Here is a 16,428-nt window from a genome sequence, read left to right as displayed (position 1 = left end):
TGGAGGCATTTAAGTAATGAAATTAGTTTTAATAAAATTTCTTGTAGGTGGATTTGCGGTATTGATTAGTTATATCGTCTCAGTCGTATTACCTTGGAAAGAGTTTGGAGGTATCTTTGCAACATTCCCAGCTGTGTTCTTAGTTTCAATGTTTATCACTGGTATGCAATTTGGCGATAAGGTTGCGATGCACGTGAGTAGAGGGGCAGTCTTTGGCATGATCGGCGTACTCTTTAGTATTTTAGCTACTTGGGGTCTTCTTCAAGCTACTCAAATGTGGTTAGTTAGTATTATTGGCGGATTTGTTGTATGGTTTGTAAGTGCATTAGTTATTTTTGAAATGGTTGAATTTATTTTCCGTAAAAGAAGGGATAAACATGGCTGGAAGACCGAAAGATCCAACGATAAATAAGAAAATTTATGATGAAATTAATCGTTTACTTGAAACAACGCACTTTAGGGACATTACAATTGATCAGATCTCGGAAAATACAGGCATCTCTAAAGCAACGATTTATCGTAGATGGAAAGATAAAGCTTCAATTATTATGGATATGTTTGTTGAACAATCTCACAAAATATTTATAGACGATAATGGCGATTTATATGAAGATTTGTTTCAATTTTTAGTGAAAATTAAAGATATTTATAAAACGAAATTAGGTAGTGCAGTTATTGAAATACTTGTCAGTCACCAACAAATCGAAGCACGTGAAATGTTCATGACTAATTATTTCAATAACAACCGTAAAACATTAAAAAAGATTATTAGCAATCATATTAAAGATGAAGAACAAGATTTATTTATAGATCTCATCTTCTCACCCATTTACTTTAATATATTAATTAAACCTGATTCTTTAGATGAAAATTACATTGAAAAGATGTTGAAAAAAATTATTCAGGCGTATAAGCCAAATTAAAGAAGTTAGAGTTATAGGAATTTTGTGAGAAAGCATGAAGGTAAGTGAATTAGGATGTCAATCCTATGAAATGGAGTTGGTGAAATGGTTCAAGGAACTATTCAATCGATAGGAGAATCCAATCGCTATAAATTAATTATATATAGCGGTAGCTTTTATATTTTAGATATCGAAAAAAATATATTTACTTACTTTTTTCCATTTATTAATTATCTGTTTCCTAGATATCTTCGAGAAATAGATCAAACGACTGCAGAAAGATTAATGACTAAACAGAAATCCGAAGTAAAAAAGTCCAATTATGTTTTTCCTATATGTTTATCCATAATAATAAGTACTTTACTCAGAACGGTTGTACATCAGTTCGACATATCAGTTAACTCAATTTTTTTGTTATTTTCAGTTATAACATCAATTTCATCAGTTTTGCTTTTGAGGCTATGGTTAAGTTATTTTAACAATAAGCATATAGAAATTAAATATAGTAATCATAAAATTAAAGCTTTGTTAATTCCGCCACGTAAATATATTTTTAAAAGTATAGGAATATTTTGTTACTTTAGTATATTGTATTGTTTGGGAATGTATGCATTTATAGTATCTAATAAATTTAATTTACTAATACTAATAGCGGGAATGATATTATTATTCATAATAACTTTAACAAATTATTTCTTGTATCCTATGGAGGAAGAAAATGTTGAAATCCATGAAATAAAATCTTCTGTTACTAAGTCACTAAAATAAGACGCTTGTTGCAGTTTGCATTTGATTTTATTGTTAACTAATTAGCATGACGAAGGTCCATAGTCGTTAAGGGAATCTAAAAACGTTAAAAATAGCTCCGAATATAGTAGTAACAAAGCAAAAAAAGTCGAACATAATGTTGGAGAAGCTGTCAATAAAATCAAAAAAGTAGTAAATCCAATGAAATGGAGCGAACATATACATAATGGAACTGGTATATACAATCTATAAAAATCCTAGGTATAAAATTATTCAAAAAGATAATCAATATTTAATGGTCGATTTAGAACAAAATTGGTGTTCTTATCTATTTCCTATGTTGAATTGGTTTATACCTATTAAATACACAAAACTTACTTACCAAGAATTTAATAATTTAGATATATTTTCAAATGGTAGTGGTGCTAGTCAAGGTATGATAACTGGTGGGATAGGTGTCATAATTAGTGTATTGTTAAGAAGTATAGTGGGTTTAATGGATATAAATATTAGTCGAATATGGACTCTAATCATGTTTTTAATTGGATTTGTTGCTGTGGTTGGGCTTCGTTTAGCTTTAAGAAAGAAGTTGAAACATCAATCGTTCAATAAGAACAGTAAACAAAAAGTAAGACTGATTCCATCATTCAAAAATTTTGCGCTTATGGTATTTTGTTACGTTATTGCAATTTACTTAGTAGTGGGATTATTTTATATAATGGTTATTAATAATGTACAAAATATTATGATTTATATTTGCTGGCTAGGAATATTTTTGGCATTTTTATTTATGAATATAGCTTCAATTTCTGATAGAAAAGTGCATGCCAAAATAATGAATTGAATGTGTAAATATAACTACAAAATTATATTAGAAGTAAAGTTCTAAACATATGAAAATAATAATCTAAAAAGAATTGTAGAGCTATAAACTTGAGACGATTAAGTAGACGTTCCTTATTTAGAAGGAGCGTTTTTTTATGCGGGTTGTATAGAGGATAGTGTAAGAAGACTTAAGTATCCGCGATGTCAAAGGATTTTAACAACAAAAAGGATGAAGTTGTAAAAGAACTTTGGTAGTTTTTATTTAAGACACACGTTTCAATTTAATTATCACTTTTAAATAAAGTGAATGATTTATGAAAGATCGCTATAAAAACAATTAGGGGTTAAAAATATGGATATTAGTAATCAAATTAAAAAATTTAGACAAAGAGATGGTTATTCACAAGAATTTCTGGCTGAAAAAATGTTTGTTTCAAGACAAACGATATCTAACTGGGAAAATAATAAGAGCTATCCTGATATTCATAATTTACTCATGATGTGTAACCTTTTTAATGTTTCTTTAGACGATCTTGTAAAAGGAGACGTGGAGAAATTGGAATTAACAAGAGATAAAAAGGAATTAAATTTTTGGACGTGGATGATGATTATACCATTTTTAACTAGTGCAATTTTGATAGGTCCTCTTATTCATTATTTAAGTTGGTGGGGCTTAGGAATTGATTACATTATAATTTTAATAGGTATATTTGCATCTAATAAAGTAGAGAGAATTAAGATAAAAAATGATATAGAAACTTATGATAGAATAGTAGCTTTTATGAATGGTAAAGATCCAAATGAAATAAAAACTATGAAACTTAGAGATGTGTTTACATCATTTATGTCACTTATCTCTTTTGTGGGAGTGTTAGTATTAATAGGTTACTTGAGTATATTATTGACTGATAAATTTCTATAACATAAATAAATGAACTCCAGTAAGATTTCAATATACTGGAGTTTAATTTGTGGTTAGAATTATTTTTTCTTTTTCTCATTCAAACTAATAATAATTGGTATCATACCACAACAAATGATTATCAATAATATTAATCCTGAGTTCATTTTTGTACCTCTTGTGATTATTTAGTGTTCATATTTGGCATTGATTGACCAGAAGCTCCACTTATTAATCCAAATCCAACTAATAAAACTAAAGCAACGATGCCTAATATGATTGATGTTTTCTTGGATAAACGACTTGTTGAATAGTAGACTACACCTGTTAAAAATGCTTTTAATACATTAGTTAAACTAATAGCCATAAGGTACTTATTATCTTTAGCAAAGATATTTAAGCTATCTAATTTATATTCAAAAATACTTAATCCAAATAATGCTTGAATAATAGTGATAATAAGTGAGAAAGTATCAATGATAATCGCGTATGAAAGTGCAGCAGAAAAAATACTACTACCTTTAGCATCAGATTTAAATATTTTAGAAATAACTAAGAAAATCACAAAAATTATTGCTGTATTAAAAAGAATACCGAAGAAACCGGTGAATAATGAAATTATCAAGTATAATCCTGAATTCATTTGACCGTTAGATTGTGATATTACAGTATCTTTCGTAGCCAAGTAACTTACGAATGCAGTTATTAATGCTAAAACTATTAGAATTAATAACTTCACTAACCACTTTGGATTTTCTCTTAATTTACTAAAGTGACTTACAAATGGAACGCTTGAATTCTCTAGTTGGTTATTTTCAATGTTTTGATTTTCCATATTATGTATATCTCCTTTGTTTAATTGTGATAGTAAAAGGTTAACATTTTATTCTATTTAATAAAATACGCAATTTAAATTTTTGATTAAAATTACTTGTGAGTACTAAATCATTTTAACTAAATAATGTTTTTTTAATTTTAACTATTCTAAGATTTTGTAAATTTCTCTTAAATAAAATATTACTAATATTACGAGTATGTTATCATTCCAATTGTAATTAATTATTAAGGAGAAATAGATATGAAAAAGAAAACATTGTGGATCATCATAGGAATTGCAATCATCCTATTATTAATTATCGCTGCTTTTATCGTGAAACAAGTGAATGGTTCAGGTAAAAAAGACAGTGAAGGTTACGATACATATACAGTTAAAAAAGAAACACCTATCAGTTTGGAGGGGAAAGCTTCTCCTAAATCTGTAAAAACATACAACAATAACAGTTCAATTGGAACATTTTTAAGTGCATCTGTAGATGATGGACAGAAGGTTAAACAAGGGGATCGTTTAATTAATTATGATACGAATGCTAGTAAACGTGAACAATTAGCCAATAAAGTGAATCAAGCACAAAGCCAAGTGAATGATGATTATCAAAAGATTAATCAAAGTCCGAATAATAGCCAATTACAATCTAAGCTTACGCAAGACCAAAGTTCATTAAATGAGGCACAACAATCACTTGCACAACACGACAGACAAGTGAATGACAGTATGTATGCTACTTTCGATGGTAAAGTAAATATGAAAAATGATTCAGATGTCGGCGATGGACAACCGATTTTACAGTTGATTTCAGATAACCCTCAAATCAATGCGACAGTTACAGAATTTGATATTAATAAAATCAAAGAGGGAGATAAAGTCGATGTCACTGTAAATAGTACCGGTAAAAAAGGTGAAGGTAAGATTCTAAAAATCGATGAACTTCCTACAAGTTTTGATGCTGGTAGTGAAAGCGAGGCCTCTGGTGGTGCTCAAGCAGGTGGTGAAGAAGGTGAAGGCGCTCAAGCTTCTAATCCAACTGTAAACAACCCTTCTGGAGGTAAAGATGGCGACACATCTAAATATAAAGTCGTTATTGGAGATTTAGATATTCCTGTAAGATCAGGTTTCTCTATGGATGCGAAGATTCCTTTAAATACTAAGAAATTACCTAACAATGTGCTAACAAAAGATAATAATGTATTTGTTGTTGATAAAGACCACAAAGTGCATAAACGTGATATCAAAATTGAACGTAATAATGGACAAATCATTGTTAAGAAAGGCTTAAAATCAGGCGATAAAGTGATTAAAAACCCTAAAGGTAATTTAAATGATGGAGAAAAAGTTGAGGTGTCATCATGATTGAGTTGAAGAAAGTCAATCGACATTTCAAAAATGGTAATGAATCCAATCATATTTTAAAGGATATTGATATTCATATTGATGAAGGGGAATTTATCGCTATTATGGGACCTTCAGGTTCAGGTAAGAGTACGCTCATCAATATTTTAGGGTTTATCGATCGCGGATATGAAGGGGAATACCTTTTTAATAATGAAAATTATCAAAAAAGTTCAGACAATAAGCTAGCTGAAATTCGAAATCATACTGTAGGATTTGTCTTTCAAAACTTCAAGTTAATTCAAAATAATACTATTCTTGAGAATGTTAGTATCCCTCTTATTTATAACGGAATGGGTAGTAAAGAGCGTAAAGATAAAGTTTTAGACGGTCTTCAAGACGTCGGTCTAAAAGGTAAAGAAGATTTATTGCCGAATAAGTTGTCGGGCGGCCAACAACAACGTGTGGCTATTGCCCGGGCAATTATTAATAATCCTAAATTCGTCATTGCCGATGAACCGACAGGCGCGCTTGATTCTAAGACGTCTCAAGATATTATGGACCTCTTTGTTAAATTGAATAAAGAAAAGAAAACGACCATGATTATGGTCACGCACGACCGTGACGTCGCAGATAAAGCTGACCGTATTATTCATATACTTGATGGACGTGTGCAAGAGGAAGAGGTGTTAACGCATGAATAACTTTTCTAATGTTATTGCAGTTGCCTTTCGCTCGATCCTTAAGAACAAGCGTCGTAATATCTTCACAATGATTGGTATCATCATTGGTATCGCAGCTGTGATTACCATTATGTCTCTTGGTAATGGTTTTAAGAAATCTACGAATGAACAATTTGATGAAGCCGGTGCAGGTAAAGATCAGGCTTCGATTTCATTTATGACTGAAAATATGGACGCACCAAAAAACAATCCGTTTAAACAAGAAGATATCAGTGTGGTGGAACAAATTAACGGTGTTAAAAGTGCTAAAGTAAAAGATAGTGAAGATAGTACATATTCCGCTAAAATTACGAATACGCATGGTAGCGGTGATACAAGTCTGAAAAAAGTCAATGAATTAACTGATCCAGAGAAAGGTAAGGGATTCACTAAAGATGATAATGACACAGAAGAGAAAGTTGCTGTTATTGATAGTAAAATAGCTAAAAAAGTGTTCAATAATCATGCGTTAGGGAAGTCCCTCTATATCAATGGTGAAGGATTTAAAGTTGTGGGAGTATCTGAAAGTTCAGGGATGGACGCCGGAGGTATGGGAATGCCTGAAGAATCTACAGTGCAACTCCCTACTAAGACATTTAATAAATATATGGGAAATTTAACTCAAGGTATGCCTCAATTATTAGTATCTGTTGAAAAAGGCGCTGATAAAAAAGAGATAGGTAAAAAAGTTGAAAAAGAGTTAAATAAAAAAGGTACTGGCACATCTGAAGGTCAATATAGTTATCAAGACAATGAAGCAATGATGAAAGGTATTGGTAAAGTCTTAGACACCATTACTTACTTTGTTGCGGCTGTGGCAGGTATTTCCCTATTTATCGCTGGTATAGGTGTTATGAACGTGATGTACATTTCAGTTACTGAGCGTACTGAAGAAATTGCGATTCGACGTGCATTTGGTGCCAAGGGTCGAGATATCGAAATACAATTCTTAGTCGAAAGTGTTGTACTATGTCTTATTGGTGGTATTATCGGTCTGATACTCGGAATTATCATTGCGACCCTCATAGATGCAGTGACGCCAGAGATGGTTAAGAGTTCCGTCAGTCTAGGTTCCGTCATTTTAGCAGTAGGCGTATCGACCCTCATCGGAATCGTCTTCGGTTGGATACCGGCACGTGCTGCTTCTAAGAAAGAATTAATTGATATTATTAAGTAATTAAGATTTAAATTTTTGAAACAAGTAAGTAATTAACCTCGTGGTAGTTACTTACTTGTTTAATATTGTTTAGAGGTGTAATAAGACATTTTTATATTGATTTAGGAGGAGAGAAAGATGTCTATCAAAGAAATGTTTCACGAGTTGATTAATAAAAAATGGACAGGTGAAGATTTGTGGACTATTGTTTTATCAATTGTATGTGCAAGTTTCTTAACCACACCTATATTGGGCATTCCTATAGGAATAGCAGTGTACTTTTTATTCTTTTATAAGCAAGAAGGTAGTAATGTGTTTGATAAATATCGAGATTATTTTGATAAGAAAGAGAAAGAGAAATAGAGGAGAAAACGAATTTAATTAATAAAAAAGATTTTTTGATGAGACTGCGTGTAGTGAGAAAGGCATTAAATTTTAAATAATTTTATACGAAGAGAAACTGGAAAGTTGTTATTTAATTGAGGCTTTCCAGTTTTTAATTTGTCTTATTTTGAAACGATACAATATGTAAGTCCAGTTAAAGTCAATGTAAGAATAATTGTCAAAACCAATGTAGTAATTATTCTTTCTATAAGAGAGACATGGCGTAATCCTATAAAAACTGTAACAGTAAAGAACACAAAGGCACAGATTAAGTATAGGATAAACGCAATCAATACGAATGTATTAGGGCTGTCTAAGAATTGTTGATAGTTCTCCATTGATATAACCTCGCAAATGTTGACCTTTATATAATATATCAAAAAGTAGTATGTGTATCGAATAAAAATTGATAAAGATATAACTGTTTATTCTTCGACAAAAAATACATATTTAATATTTTAAATGAAAACAAAAAATTTAACACTAAATCTCAAAAACATAAAATTAACTAAATTTTAATAAAAATAGTTAAATAATTTAAAGAATTCTATGTTATTGTGAAAATAGCAGTTATATTTTTCAATCTTTATAAAGGAAAAAAACTTATAGAGGTGATTATTTTTGGAAAATTACAAAGAAAAAAACAGATTTAGTATCAGAAAGTACGCAGTCGGAGCAATATCAATTATTACGGGTGTAGCAATTTTTATTGGGGGACATCAAGCACAAGCTGCTGAAGATACGCATCAAAACGTTGATAAGCCTACGCAAACTCAAGAATTAACGCAAAGTGTTCAAAAAGAAAATCAATCAACTGAAGCTTCGGAGTCTTCTACTGAAAAGACACAAGTACAATCTCCAAATCAACAGGCTCAAGTTACTACGAAACATAATGATGAACAGATGAAAGAAGCTTCAAATCAAAATCTTAATGAAGCGGACAATCCTAAACAAATCGATTCTAAAAAAGAAGAGCCAGCTACTCATCAAGACGCCGTTCCGTCTAAAAAAACTGATGATGCTACGCATCAAAAAGAGCCATCTACAAATCATCAATCCCAAGAACCACCTGAAAATGAATATTCAGTTCAAAAGAATGTAAGTGATAACACAGAATCAAATAAAAATAACCAAGATTCACAAACACAACAAGCAACGAATTCAGGTAAAAATACATATTCTAAAGAGCCTGAACAAAGTCAAGATACAACTCAACAAAAAGCAAAAGAACAAGAATCTCAAAATGATTCTAAGAAAAAAGAAAAACAAGTTGATAAAGGTGAAAAACAGCCATCACAAAATTTACAACAATCAGCCGAAAATAACGAATCAAAAGTAGACAAGCCTAAAAAAGGTGAACAAATTCAAACGAAATCCTCAAATACGAACCACAATTCACTGAACCAAAATAAAGAGAAAGAAAAACATCAACAAACGATTCAATCAACAAACAACAAAGAAGAAATTCCAAAACCATCTAAACAAACTACAAAAGCTAACAAAAAATCAGCTTCACAATCTTCACAATCTTCACAATCATTACAATCAAAACAATCTAATAAACTTCCTAAAAAAGCTGCTCAAGCTCAATATAAAAATCAATATCCAGTCATATTCGTACATGGGTTTGTTGGTTTAGTTGGAGAAGATTCATTTGATTTATATCCAAATTATTGGGGCGGCAAAAAATATAATGTAAAAGAAAAATTGACAGAACAAGGCTATCGTGTTCATGAAGCCAATGTCGGCGCATTTAGTAGTAACTATGATCGTGCAGTAGAACTATATTACTATATTAAAGGCGGTCGCGTTGATTATGGCGCAGCTCATGCCGCTAAATATGGTCACAATCGTTATGGAAGAACTTACAAAGGTATTATTCCTGATTGGGAACCCGGCAAGAAAGTTCATCTCGTTGGCCATAGTATGGGTGGACAGACGATTCGTTTGATGGAACACTTTTTAAGAAATGGGAATCAAGAAGAAATAGATTACCAACGTGAGCATGGAGGAACGCTATCTGATCTGTTCAAAGGTGGAAAAGATAATATGATATCTTCCATTACCACTCTTGGGACACCACATAATGGTACGCCTGCTGCAGATAAACTAGGCACACGCAAATTTGTCAAAAACACAATTAATCGTATAGGACGTATTGGTGGTAGTAAAGCACTTAATTTAAACCTAGGATTCGCTCAATGGGGCTTCAAGCAAAAGCCTAATGAAAGTTACGCGGAATATGCCAAACGTATTGCTAATAGTAAAGTTTGGGATACTGAAGACCAAGCGATTACTGATTTAACTAGTCCAGGAGCAGAAAAGTTAAATCAAATGACGACACTCAATCCTAATATTGTATATACGTCTTATACAGGTGCTGCGACACATACAGGGCCTCTCGGAAATGAAGTACCTAACGTAAGACAATTCTTCTTATTCGATTTAACAAGTCGTGTAATTGGTAGTGATGAAAATAAAGATCGCAGAGTTAACGATGGTATTGTACCTGTGACATCTTCACTACATCCTACTAACCAAGCATTTAAAAAGGTAGGATTAATGAATCCAGCGACAGATAAAGGAATTTGGCAAGTGAGACCTGTACAATATAATTGGGACCATTTAGACTTCGTAGGATTAGATGATACTGATTATAAACGCGATGGAAAAGAACTAGGTGAGTTCTATCAAAGTTTGATTAATAATATGATGAGAGTCGAAGAAAAAGACGGCGTAGCTAAAAAATAAATATAGTCGCTATGTAAAAAATTTACCCTCATAGATAGAGGTCTAAATGACTTCTTCTATGAGGGTTTTCTAGTTCAAACGCTACAATTATTTATTTTCTTTTTCTTCACGACGTTTCAAATAATACGCGCCACCTAATAACCCGATAGGTACACCTGCGATTGGTGTAATGATATTACTTAAAATGAATACAGCAGCAACTAATACTAGAATATTGAACCAGTTAATAGTTAAGTTTTTTAAATCCTCATATGATTGTTTGATTAAATCTTTAATTTTCATTATAAATACCATCCTTTTAATAAATTTTTTGGAAAACCATTTTAAATTGAGCGCTTAATGACACGATTTGAGTGAATAAATGCAACAAGTGCAAAGATAAGATAAACGACTGTGTAAGCAATCATCACTATGAATATCGGCGTCATTGTTACATTGCCCATAATCTTCATAAAGGCAAGGGATGCAAATAGTGCATGTAGTAAAGCAACTATTAAAGGCAATCCGAAGTTGAATAGAATTTTGAGTAATAAGCCTTTAGACATGTCAGAATTTGTGAATCCGATGCGTCGAAGTATTTTAAAGTTATCAATTTCATCTTCAGTTTCATCCATTTGTTTAATGTAAATAATACATCCAGCAGCGATTAAGAATGCTAATCCTAAGAATGAAGTTACAAATATGAGAATACCATTCGATGCATCTATTATTTTTTTCAATTCATCTTTAGAAACAACATTTGGATCAACTTTTGATGCGATGTGTTTAGCTTTTTTCATATCACTAGGATGTTTGATGTTAAATCCATAAACTCGCACAGTATTTTTATCAGTTTTTAATGAGTTGTATACTTTAGGGCTTACTTCCACCATAGGAGCAGCATATGAAAGTTCAGATGGGTAAACTTTGGAATCATCTTTATCTGTGACTTTCACAGTTTCTTTAGACTTACCTTTAACTGTGATTTGTTTATTCATGTTAAATTTCATTATTCCGAGAGCGGTTTTTGTATTTGTTAATCGAGCGTCATTACCTTTAAGATGTTTATTAACAATCATTGACGTATTCTCTGAAATACTCTCAGAATCATTTTGGAAAGTCATAACGTTATCTTCAATAGTTTTAGGGTTAATAGACTCATAAGTGATTTTATCGTGCTTAATATTATTTTTATCTAATTGCTGTTCAAATTTATGAGCTTGTTTACCTTTTGAAAAGTCAAAATCTTGTGGTGTTGATGATTCAATATTATAATCCGAATTTGCTTTCGTAATAGCCGCAAAACAAAGAATCGTCACTGTAATTGCTGAAATAATTGCGATAACTGTTAATGACATCGCATTTTTCTTCATTCTGTGCATGATAGATGAGGTGCAGACCACATCCGTAATAGAAACACGTCCATTTTTAGCACGTTTAATTGATTTAAATATGAGTGAAACAGAACTTCTAAAGAATAAGTATGCACCGACAATAGTTAGGAATAATATGATGAACGGTGACATCATTGCCATGGTTAAAGGGTTAAATACACCGAACATCTCAGTCGCCATATAGTATCCGAAAGCTATCATTAGAATTCCTAACACGCCACCAATGATTTCGAGTACGGTGATGCGCGCTTTAGTCGCTTCTGTCTGAGAACTATCCTTCATCATTGTTAAGATGCTTCTTCTTTTGAGGAAAAGGAAATTCTGAATAAGTATTAATACAAAAGCGATGACTAACATCACGATTGTGACAAGTAATGCCTGTGGTTCGAAACCAATTGAAAGGTGAACCTTTAACTTCATTAAATTTGAAGCGATGGCAAGCAAGAGTTGTGAACCAAAAATTCCAATGATTACGCCAAGAATGCCTGTTACTACAAATATGGCAAATTGTTCAATGCTTAACATTCTTAGAATATTGCCTCTTGTTAATCCGATAAGTTGAAAAAGTGCAAACTCTTTCGTACGTCTCTTAATAAATAAGTGATTGGCATACATTAAGAAGATGATAATGATGATGAATAGAATTGTTGAGCCAACACTTGAACCTTTTTGAATTATTTTGAGAGAATTTGAATTATTGATGCTGTGTGAATACTTTAAAGTTGTGAAACTAAAGTAAAGTACGATACTTAATAATAACGAAAATAGAAACATGCCATAATGTTTAATATTTTGTCTTAAGTTTTTAAGTGTGATTTGATTAAACGTCATGAGTGACACCACCTAATGCCGATTGCAGTTTGATGATTTCTTGATAGAAGTCTTGTTTAGAATCTTCTCCTTGGTAAATTTCAGAGTGAATATCACCATCTTTCAACATAATGACTCTTTCAGCGAAACTTGCTGCTGAAGGATCGTGAGTGACCATGATAATGGTTGAATTAAACTGCTTATTCATATCTTCTAAACGATTAAGTAAATCTTGTGCGCTTTTAGAATCTAAAGCGCCTGTGGGCTCATCGGCAAAGATGATGGTCGGTTTATGAACGAATGCACGTGCTGCTGCTGTACGTTGTTGTTGACCGCCAGAAATTTCGCTAGGATATTTATTTCCCAGGTCATAAATGCCGAGTGCTTCAGTGACTTCTTTATAATTATTCTCCATTTCATATTTTTGAACTTTCTGAACTGAAAGTGGAAGCATGATATTTTCCTTAACGGTCAGAGTTGGCAACACACTGTAATCTTGGAAAATGAATCCGAGTTGTTTTTTACGAAAATTCGCGAGTTGTTTATTACTGAGTTTATTAATTTCATTGCCGTCAACTTCTACAGAACCTCCGGAAATAGTATCGATTGAACTGAGTACGTTGAGTAAGGTCGTCTTACCTGAACCAGAAGGTCCCATGATAGCGACGAATTCTCCTTTTTCTACCGAGAAACTGATATCTTTAAGTGCTTGATACTTTTGTTTATCACCATAGACCTTAGATAGATTGTTAACTTTTAAAATTGACATCTTTTTCACTCCTCAAGTTGTTTATACTTAAATTGTAGAGTCTTACCGTCATCACTGCCTTTATCTAACCTTACAAAATCGCTGTCCAAACTTACATGTATGTAAGATTAGTAAGATTTTGCAAAATAAAAACCACAATCCATTAAAAAGATTGTGGAAAAATTTAATTTAAATTTTTATTCGCATTTTTAGGGATATCATTTGTCTTAACTTCTGAATAATTCAAAACTTGACCTTGTTTCATTGTAAGTTTGAGATAGTGATTGGTTTTTAACTTCTTAGTTGCCGTATAAGTAATTTTCTTACCATCACCTTGTTCATCATAGCCTACTGTCTTGTATGTGTAATCGTAGAAATCTTTGTCTAATTTTTCTTTATTCACAGGTTGATTCGTTTTAACAAAATACGTTTCTTTAGGAATCATTGGATTATATTTATTCAAGCCTTGTACTACGGAATCGTTTGGATGATGTTCACCGTAAATTTTCCCTACTAACATGAGGGCGCCAATAACAAGAATAAAAACGCCCAGTGTTATTAATAGTTTCTTTAACATATGTGTAATCACTCTCCATTTATTTTTCTAATTTACTCATCGCTTTCTTAGGGATATTGTCTTTTTTAACTTCTTCATAACTTTTCACTGTGTCTAATTTTTCTTTAATTTTTAAATAGTGATTTGGTTTAAGTTTTTTCATTCCCATATATGTGATTTTTTTACTATTACCATTATCATCATAGCCAGTTGTTTTATAGATGTTGCTTTCATCTTCATAATCCTTAGGGGTATGTTTCATTGGTTTAGTCGTTTTTACATAATATTCTTTTGTGGGTTCGAATGGGTTAGACATATTTAAACTTTTAACATCTTTATTATTTGGGTGATGATCACCATAAACTTTTAATCCGAAAAGTAATCCTATTATTAATAAAATAATGACTATTATAGTGGTTAATGAAATTTTTAAAGCTTTCATGAAACTTTCACTCCTTTAATTTGTTTACAATTTAATTGTAGGAGCTTTGTTGGTAAGGTGCCTTTATCTAATCTTACAAATTGGCTTTTCAAACTTACACGGTTGAAAGTTTTGAAAAATAAGACGCCCGGAATACTTAATAAGAAAATTTTTATTGTACATAGAGTTTGTTATGCTACAAGTAACATATATTATTGTAGGGGGTTCACGATGTCGTTTTTAATTGTTTTAATCGTTGGGACTATATTGGGAATCTATTTTTATAAACGTGAAGAACCAATGCACGTTAGCAGTTGGATTAAAGGTATTTTAGTTATTGTAGCAGTACTATTGATAGTGGATTTTATAAATCATTTTGATCAAATTAAAGATGGTTTTCTAAATGGATCAAAAGATATAGACAAGAATAGTCCATTTGAATAAGAGAGGTTAGAGTATGAAAATTGCATGGATTTTATGGTGGATTGCCACGATTTTCTGGGGAGTCGTCGCGATAGGCCTACTCGTATTTACATTAATGAATGGATTGAACAGTGGAATAGAATGGTATAAATTCACTTTTGTCATGATAGGGATATTTTTAGTGCCAATCATCTGCCAAGTAGTGTGGTTAATTATCAATCTCATTGTGAGTAAAAATTTTAAGGAAAGTCAATATAATTAAATTTCTAGTGTTGAGAATCATTGAAAGATGAAATCTCAACACTTTTTATATGAATTTTTAAAAGTGATTTGTATTACATAATTAATTTATGAGATGATGAAGTTAATCAACATTATAAAGCATTAAGTTTATTTAAATCTTAATAGAATTTTAAAAAATGATTGTTATAATTCATATGAAACTTTGAATCATTGGTAAAGGAGTATGTTTATGAAAAGGTTAATACTATTAGTAAGTGTATTAGGTTTATCTTTTATTTTAACAGCGTGTGGGGGTTCTGGAGAGCAAAAAGAGCCGTCGAAAGAAAGTCAGAAATCTGATAAATATGAATACGAATATTATGAAGTATTGAATGATGGTAAAGAAGAAACTCCTAATGTCGAGATTAAATATAAAGATAAAAATGGAAATTCACATTTAGAAAGAACGGATTTAAAACATGTTTATGAACACATTCTAAGTGATGGTAATAAAAAGCCATACATTGTTAAAGATGGAAGCAAGGTACACGTTTATCGTCCACCATATATGATGTACGGCGATGATGATGTTGAAGGTAAAGCAGTTTCAAAAGATGAAGTATCTAAATAGGAAAAGGTGAGTAGATGAAACGTAAAATATTTAAATTTATAAGTTTAATGATTGTTATCACTACAGCCTCAATCGGTATGTTATCGACGGAATTAAATGCTGCAACATCAGGAGGGTCTAGTGGCTCTAGCTCAAGTAGTTCAAGCAGTAGTTCATCGAGTGCGTCTTCGTCGGCTTCAAGAGGCTCAACATCATCAAGTTCATCAATGAGTCGTTCAAGTGCAGCGAATGCATCTCGGACTGCTCAACAATCGAGCCAACGTGCAGCGCAACAGGCAGCCAGATCAAGTAGTATGAAATCTAGTGCAAATGCTTCAAAGTATAGACAGAGTACTCAAAATATGAGATCACAGTCTCGTTCATTGATGGCTCCAAGACGTCCGTATAGTTCTGGCGCGCCTTATACATCACAATATATGGCGACTTCTTACTATAATAATTGGTTATATTTCTATATCATTGCATCTTCATCTCATGATCAACAGGCGAAGAAAGATAGTGTGAGATACCAAATGAATATGTTAAAACAGCAGATGAAATCAAATGAAAAGTTATATACTGTGACTGTTCAAACGAAAAAGGGTAAACGTGTCATTGTAGTACCTAAAAAACAATACGATAAAATTAAGACAGGTAAGAATGTAAAAATTAAAAATGGTATAGTACAATAATGAGCATTAAAGGAGAAT

21 protein-coding genes are annotated in these 16,428 nt (G+C 31.7%); 14 read left to right on the top strand and 7 right to left on the bottom strand.

The window, feature by feature from the left end:
• Nucleotides 1-16: 16 nt before the first annotated feature.
• The 5 genes from JMUB898_RS12565 (at nucleotide 17) to JMUB898_RS12545 (ending at nucleotide 3,396) form a co-directional block, all read left to right on the top strand.
• A complete protein-coding gene (locus tag JMUB898_RS12565) occupies nucleotides 17-412 on the top strand; it encodes a DUF3147 family protein (protein WP_002445072.1) in 396 nt (131 codons plus the stop codon).
• Nucleotides 378-923 carry a TetR/AcrR family transcriptional regulator gene (locus tag JMUB898_RS12560; protein ID WP_002445074.1) on the top strand — a complete coding sequence of 182 codons (546 nt, stop codon included), beginning with the start codon at nucleotides 378-380 and terminating at the stop codon, nucleotides 921-923. The genes JMUB898_RS12565 and JMUB898_RS12560 overlap by 35 nt, the downstream gene beginning before the upstream one ends.
• 84 nt (nucleotides 924-1,007) lie before the next feature.
• Nucleotides 1,008-1,670 (top strand): DUF443 domain-containing protein, encoded by a 663-nt coding sequence (locus tag JMUB898_RS12910; protein WP_002445076.1) that lies wholly within the window; start codon nucleotides 1,008-1,010, stop codon nucleotides 1,668-1,670.
• Nucleotides 1,671-1,875: 205 nt separating this feature from the next.
• Nucleotides 1,876-2,493, top strand: a complete 618-nt coding sequence (locus JMUB898_RS12550) for a DUF443 family protein (protein WP_049402066.1) — start codon at nucleotides 1,876-1,878, stop codon at nucleotides 2,491-2,493.
• Nucleotides 2,494-2,826: 333 nt separating this feature from the next.
• A complete protein-coding gene (locus JMUB898_RS12545) occupies nucleotides 2,827-3,396 on the top strand; it encodes a helix-turn-helix domain-containing protein (RefSeq protein ID WP_002445080.1) in 570 nt (189 codons plus the stop codon).
• A 163-nt stretch (nucleotides 3,397-3,559) separates the two neighbouring features.
• Here JMUB898_RS12545 and JMUB898_RS12540 read toward each other — a convergent pair whose 3' ends face one another.
• On the bottom strand, nucleotides 3,560-4,210 hold the full coding sequence (locus JMUB898_RS12540) for a YIP1 family protein (protein WP_002445081.1): 651 nt from the start codon (nucleotides 4,208-4,210) through the stop codon (nucleotides 3,560-3,562).
• Between the two features lie 243 nt (nucleotides 4,211-4,453).
• Here JMUB898_RS12540 and JMUB898_RS12535 point away from each other — a divergent pair, with 243 nt between their 5' ends.
• The 4 genes from JMUB898_RS12535 to JMUB898_RS12520 all read left to right on the top strand — a co-directional run bounded on the left by JMUB898_RS12535 (nucleotide 4,454) and on the right by JMUB898_RS12520 (nucleotide 7,783).
• Nucleotides 4,454-5,563, top strand: a complete 1,110-nt coding sequence (locus tag JMUB898_RS12535) for an efflux RND transporter periplasmic adaptor subunit (protein WP_002445083.1) — start codon at nucleotides 4,454-4,456, stop codon at nucleotides 5,561-5,563.
• The gene (locus JMUB898_RS12530) at nucleotides 5,560-6,246 is read left to right on the top strand and encodes an ABC transporter ATP-binding protein (protein ID WP_002445085.1); all 687 of its coding nucleotides are present in this window, start codon (nucleotides 5,560-5,562) and stop codon (nucleotides 6,244-6,246) included. Before JMUB898_RS12535 ends, JMUB898_RS12530 begins: the two co-directional genes overlap by 4 nt.
• The gene (locus JMUB898_RS12525) at nucleotides 6,239-7,441 is read left to right on the top strand and encodes an ABC transporter permease (protein WP_002445087.1); all 1,203 of its coding nucleotides are present in this window, start codon (nucleotides 6,239-6,241) and stop codon (nucleotides 7,439-7,441) included. The genes JMUB898_RS12530 and JMUB898_RS12525 overlap by 8 nt, the downstream gene beginning before the upstream one ends.
• A 117-nt stretch (nucleotides 7,442-7,558) precedes the next feature.
• Nucleotides 7,559-7,783, top strand: coding sequence for a VraH family peptide resistance protein (locus JMUB898_RS12520; RefSeq protein ID WP_002445088.1), 225 nt, complete (start codon nucleotides 7,559-7,561; stop codon nucleotides 7,781-7,783).
• Nucleotides 7,784-7,926: 143 nt separating this feature from the next.
• Here the strand turns inward: JMUB898_RS12520 and JMUB898_RS12515 are convergent, their stop codons facing one another.
• Complete coding sequence (locus JMUB898_RS12515; protein WP_080981455.1) at nucleotides 7,927-8,142, bottom strand: hypothetical protein; 216 nt, start codon at nucleotides 8,140-8,142, stop codon at nucleotides 7,927-7,929.
• Between the two features lie 283 nt (nucleotides 8,143-8,425).
• On the opposite strand from JMUB898_RS12515, the gene lip reads away from it, so the two are divergent.
• Nucleotides 8,426-10,555, top strand: a complete 2,130-nt coding sequence (gene lip / locus JMUB898_RS12510; protein ID WP_002445090.1) for a YSIRK-targeted triacylglycerol lipase — start codon at nucleotides 8,426-8,428, stop codon at nucleotides 10,553-10,555.
• 87 nt (nucleotides 10,556-10,642) lie between these two features.
• Here lip and JMUB898_RS12505 read toward each other — a convergent pair whose 3' ends face one another.
• The 5 genes from JMUB898_RS12505 to JMUB898_RS12485 form a co-directional block, all read right to left on the bottom strand.
• The gene (locus JMUB898_RS12505) at nucleotides 10,643-10,837 is read right to left on the bottom strand and encodes a VraH family peptide resistance protein (protein WP_037541783.1); all 195 of its coding nucleotides are present in this window, start codon (nucleotides 10,835-10,837) and stop codon (nucleotides 10,643-10,645) included.
• A 41-nt stretch (nucleotides 10,838-10,878) separates the two neighbouring features.
• Nucleotides 10,879-12,759, bottom strand: coding sequence for an FtsX-like permease family protein (locus JMUB898_RS12500; RefSeq protein WP_002445094.1), 1,881 nt, complete (start codon nucleotides 12,757-12,759; stop codon nucleotides 10,879-10,881).
• Nucleotides 12,749-13,507: an ABC transporter ATP-binding protein gene (locus tag JMUB898_RS12495; RefSeq protein WP_002445095.1), complete on the bottom strand. Its 759-nt coding sequence runs from the start codon at nucleotides 13,505-13,507 to the stop codon at nucleotides 12,749-12,751. The genes JMUB898_RS12500 and JMUB898_RS12495 overlap by 11 nt, the downstream gene beginning before the upstream one ends.
• 163 nt (nucleotides 13,508-13,670) lie before the next feature.
• Nucleotides 13,671-14,063, bottom strand: coding sequence for a YxeA family protein (locus JMUB898_RS12490; protein WP_002445096.1), 393 nt, complete (start codon nucleotides 14,061-14,063; stop codon nucleotides 13,671-13,673).
• A gap of 19 nt (nucleotides 14,064-14,082) precedes the next feature.
• Nucleotides 14,083-14,484, bottom strand: coding sequence for a YxeA family protein (locus JMUB898_RS12485; protein WP_002445097.1), 402 nt, complete (start codon nucleotides 14,482-14,484; stop codon nucleotides 14,083-14,085).
• A gap of 210 nt (nucleotides 14,485-14,694) precedes the next feature.
• Here JMUB898_RS12485 and JMUB898_RS12480 point away from each other — a divergent pair, with 210 nt between their 5' ends.
• The 4 genes from JMUB898_RS12480 to JMUB898_RS12465 all read left to right on the top strand — a co-directional run bounded on the left by JMUB898_RS12480 (nucleotide 14,695) and on the right by JMUB898_RS12465 (nucleotide 16,410).
• Entirely contained in the window at nucleotides 14,695-14,907 is a 213-nt protein-coding gene (locus JMUB898_RS12480; RefSeq protein ID WP_037541784.1) for a hypothetical protein, read from the top strand.
• Nucleotides 14,908-14,920: 13 nt separating this feature from the next.
• Nucleotides 14,921-15,148: a hypothetical protein gene (locus tag JMUB898_RS12475; protein ID WP_002445099.1), complete on the top strand. Its 228-nt coding sequence runs from the start codon at nucleotides 14,921-14,923 to the stop codon at nucleotides 15,146-15,148.
• A 210-nt stretch (nucleotides 15,149-15,358) separates the two neighbouring features.
• Nucleotides 15,359-15,739, top strand: coding sequence for an LptM family lipoprotein (locus tag JMUB898_RS12470; protein WP_037541785.1), 381 nt, complete (start codon nucleotides 15,359-15,361; stop codon nucleotides 15,737-15,739).
• Between the two features lie 14 nt (nucleotides 15,740-15,753).
• Nucleotides 15,754-16,410, top strand: coding sequence for a hypothetical protein (locus JMUB898_RS12465; RefSeq protein ID WP_049402067.1), 657 nt, complete (start codon nucleotides 15,754-15,756; stop codon nucleotides 16,408-16,410).
• Nucleotides 16,411-16,428 lie beyond the last annotated feature (18 nt).

The organism is Staphylococcus caprae (assembly GCF_003966625.1).
Taxonomy (GTDB): Bacteria; Bacillota; Bacilli; order Staphylococcales; family Staphylococcaceae; genus Staphylococcus; species Staphylococcus caprae.
This window is presented reverse-complemented; position numbering and strand designations above follow the sequence as displayed.

Bases quoted from the DNA above. Each gene is read 5' to 3' on its own strand.
- JMUB898_RS12565 (WP_002445072.1), top strand. From the start codon at position 17: ATGAAATTAGTTTTAATAAAATTTCTTGTAGGTGGATTTGCGGTATTG.
- JMUB898_RS12560 (WP_002445074.1), top strand. From the start codon at position 378: ATGGCTGGAAGACCGAAAGATCCAACGATAAATAAGAAAATTTATGAT.
- JMUB898_RS12910 (WP_002445076.1), top strand. From the start codon at position 1,008: ATGGTTCAAGGAACTATTCAATCGATAGGAGAATCCAATCGCTATAAA.
- JMUB898_RS12550 (WP_049402066.1), top strand. From the start codon at position 1,876: ATGGAACTGGTATATACAATCTATAAAAATCCTAGGTATAAAATTATT.
- JMUB898_RS12545 (WP_002445080.1), top strand. From the start codon at position 2,827: ATGGATATTAGTAATCAAATTAAAAAATTTAGACAAAGAGATGGTTAT.
- JMUB898_RS12540 (WP_002445081.1), bottom strand. From the start codon at position 4,210: ATGGAAAATCAAAACATTGAAAATAACCAACTAGAGAATTCAAGCGTT.
- JMUB898_RS12535 (WP_002445083.1), top strand. From the start codon at position 4,454: ATGAAAAAGAAAACATTGTGGATCATCATAGGAATTGCAATCATCCTA.
- JMUB898_RS12530 (WP_002445085.1), top strand. From the start codon at position 5,560: ATGATTGAGTTGAAGAAAGTCAATCGACATTTCAAAAATGGTAATGAA.
- JMUB898_RS12525 (WP_002445087.1), top strand. From the start codon at position 6,239: ATGAATAACTTTTCTAATGTTATTGCAGTTGCCTTTCGCTCGATCCTT.
- JMUB898_RS12520 (WP_002445088.1), top strand. From the start codon at position 7,559: ATGTCTATCAAAGAAATGTTTCACGAGTTGATTAATAAAAAATGGACA.
- JMUB898_RS12515 (WP_080981455.1), bottom strand. From the start codon at position 8,142: ATGGAGAACTATCAACAATTCTTAGACAGCCCTAATACATTCGTATTG.
- JMUB898_RS12505 (WP_037541783.1), bottom strand. From the start codon at position 10,837: ATGAAAATTAAAGATTTAATCAAACAATCATATGAGGATTTAAAAAAC.
- JMUB898_RS12500 (WP_002445094.1), bottom strand. From the start codon at position 12,759: ATGACGTTTAATCAAATCACACTTAAAAACTTAAGACAAAATATTAAA.
- JMUB898_RS12495 (WP_002445095.1), bottom strand. From the start codon at position 13,507: ATGTCAATTTTAAAAGTTAACAATCTATCTAAGGTCTATGGTGATAAA.
- JMUB898_RS12490 (WP_002445096.1), bottom strand. From the start codon at position 14,063: ATGTTAAAGAAACTATTAATAACACTGGGCGTTTTTATTCTTGTTATT.
- JMUB898_RS12485 (WP_002445097.1), bottom strand. From the start codon at position 14,484: ATGAAAGCTTTAAAAATTTCATTAACCACTATAATAGTCATTATTTTA.
- JMUB898_RS12480 (WP_037541784.1), top strand. From the start codon at position 14,695: ATGTCGTTTTTAATTGTTTTAATCGTTGGGACTATATTGGGAATCTAT.
- JMUB898_RS12475 (WP_002445099.1), top strand. From the start codon at position 14,921: ATGAAAATTGCATGGATTTTATGGTGGATTGCCACGATTTTCTGGGGA.
- JMUB898_RS12470 (WP_037541785.1), top strand. From the start codon at position 15,359: ATGAAAAGGTTAATACTATTAGTAAGTGTATTAGGTTTATCTTTTATT.
- JMUB898_RS12465 (WP_049402067.1), top strand. From the start codon at position 15,754: ATGAAACGTAAAATATTTAAATTTATAAGTTTAATGATTGTTATCACT.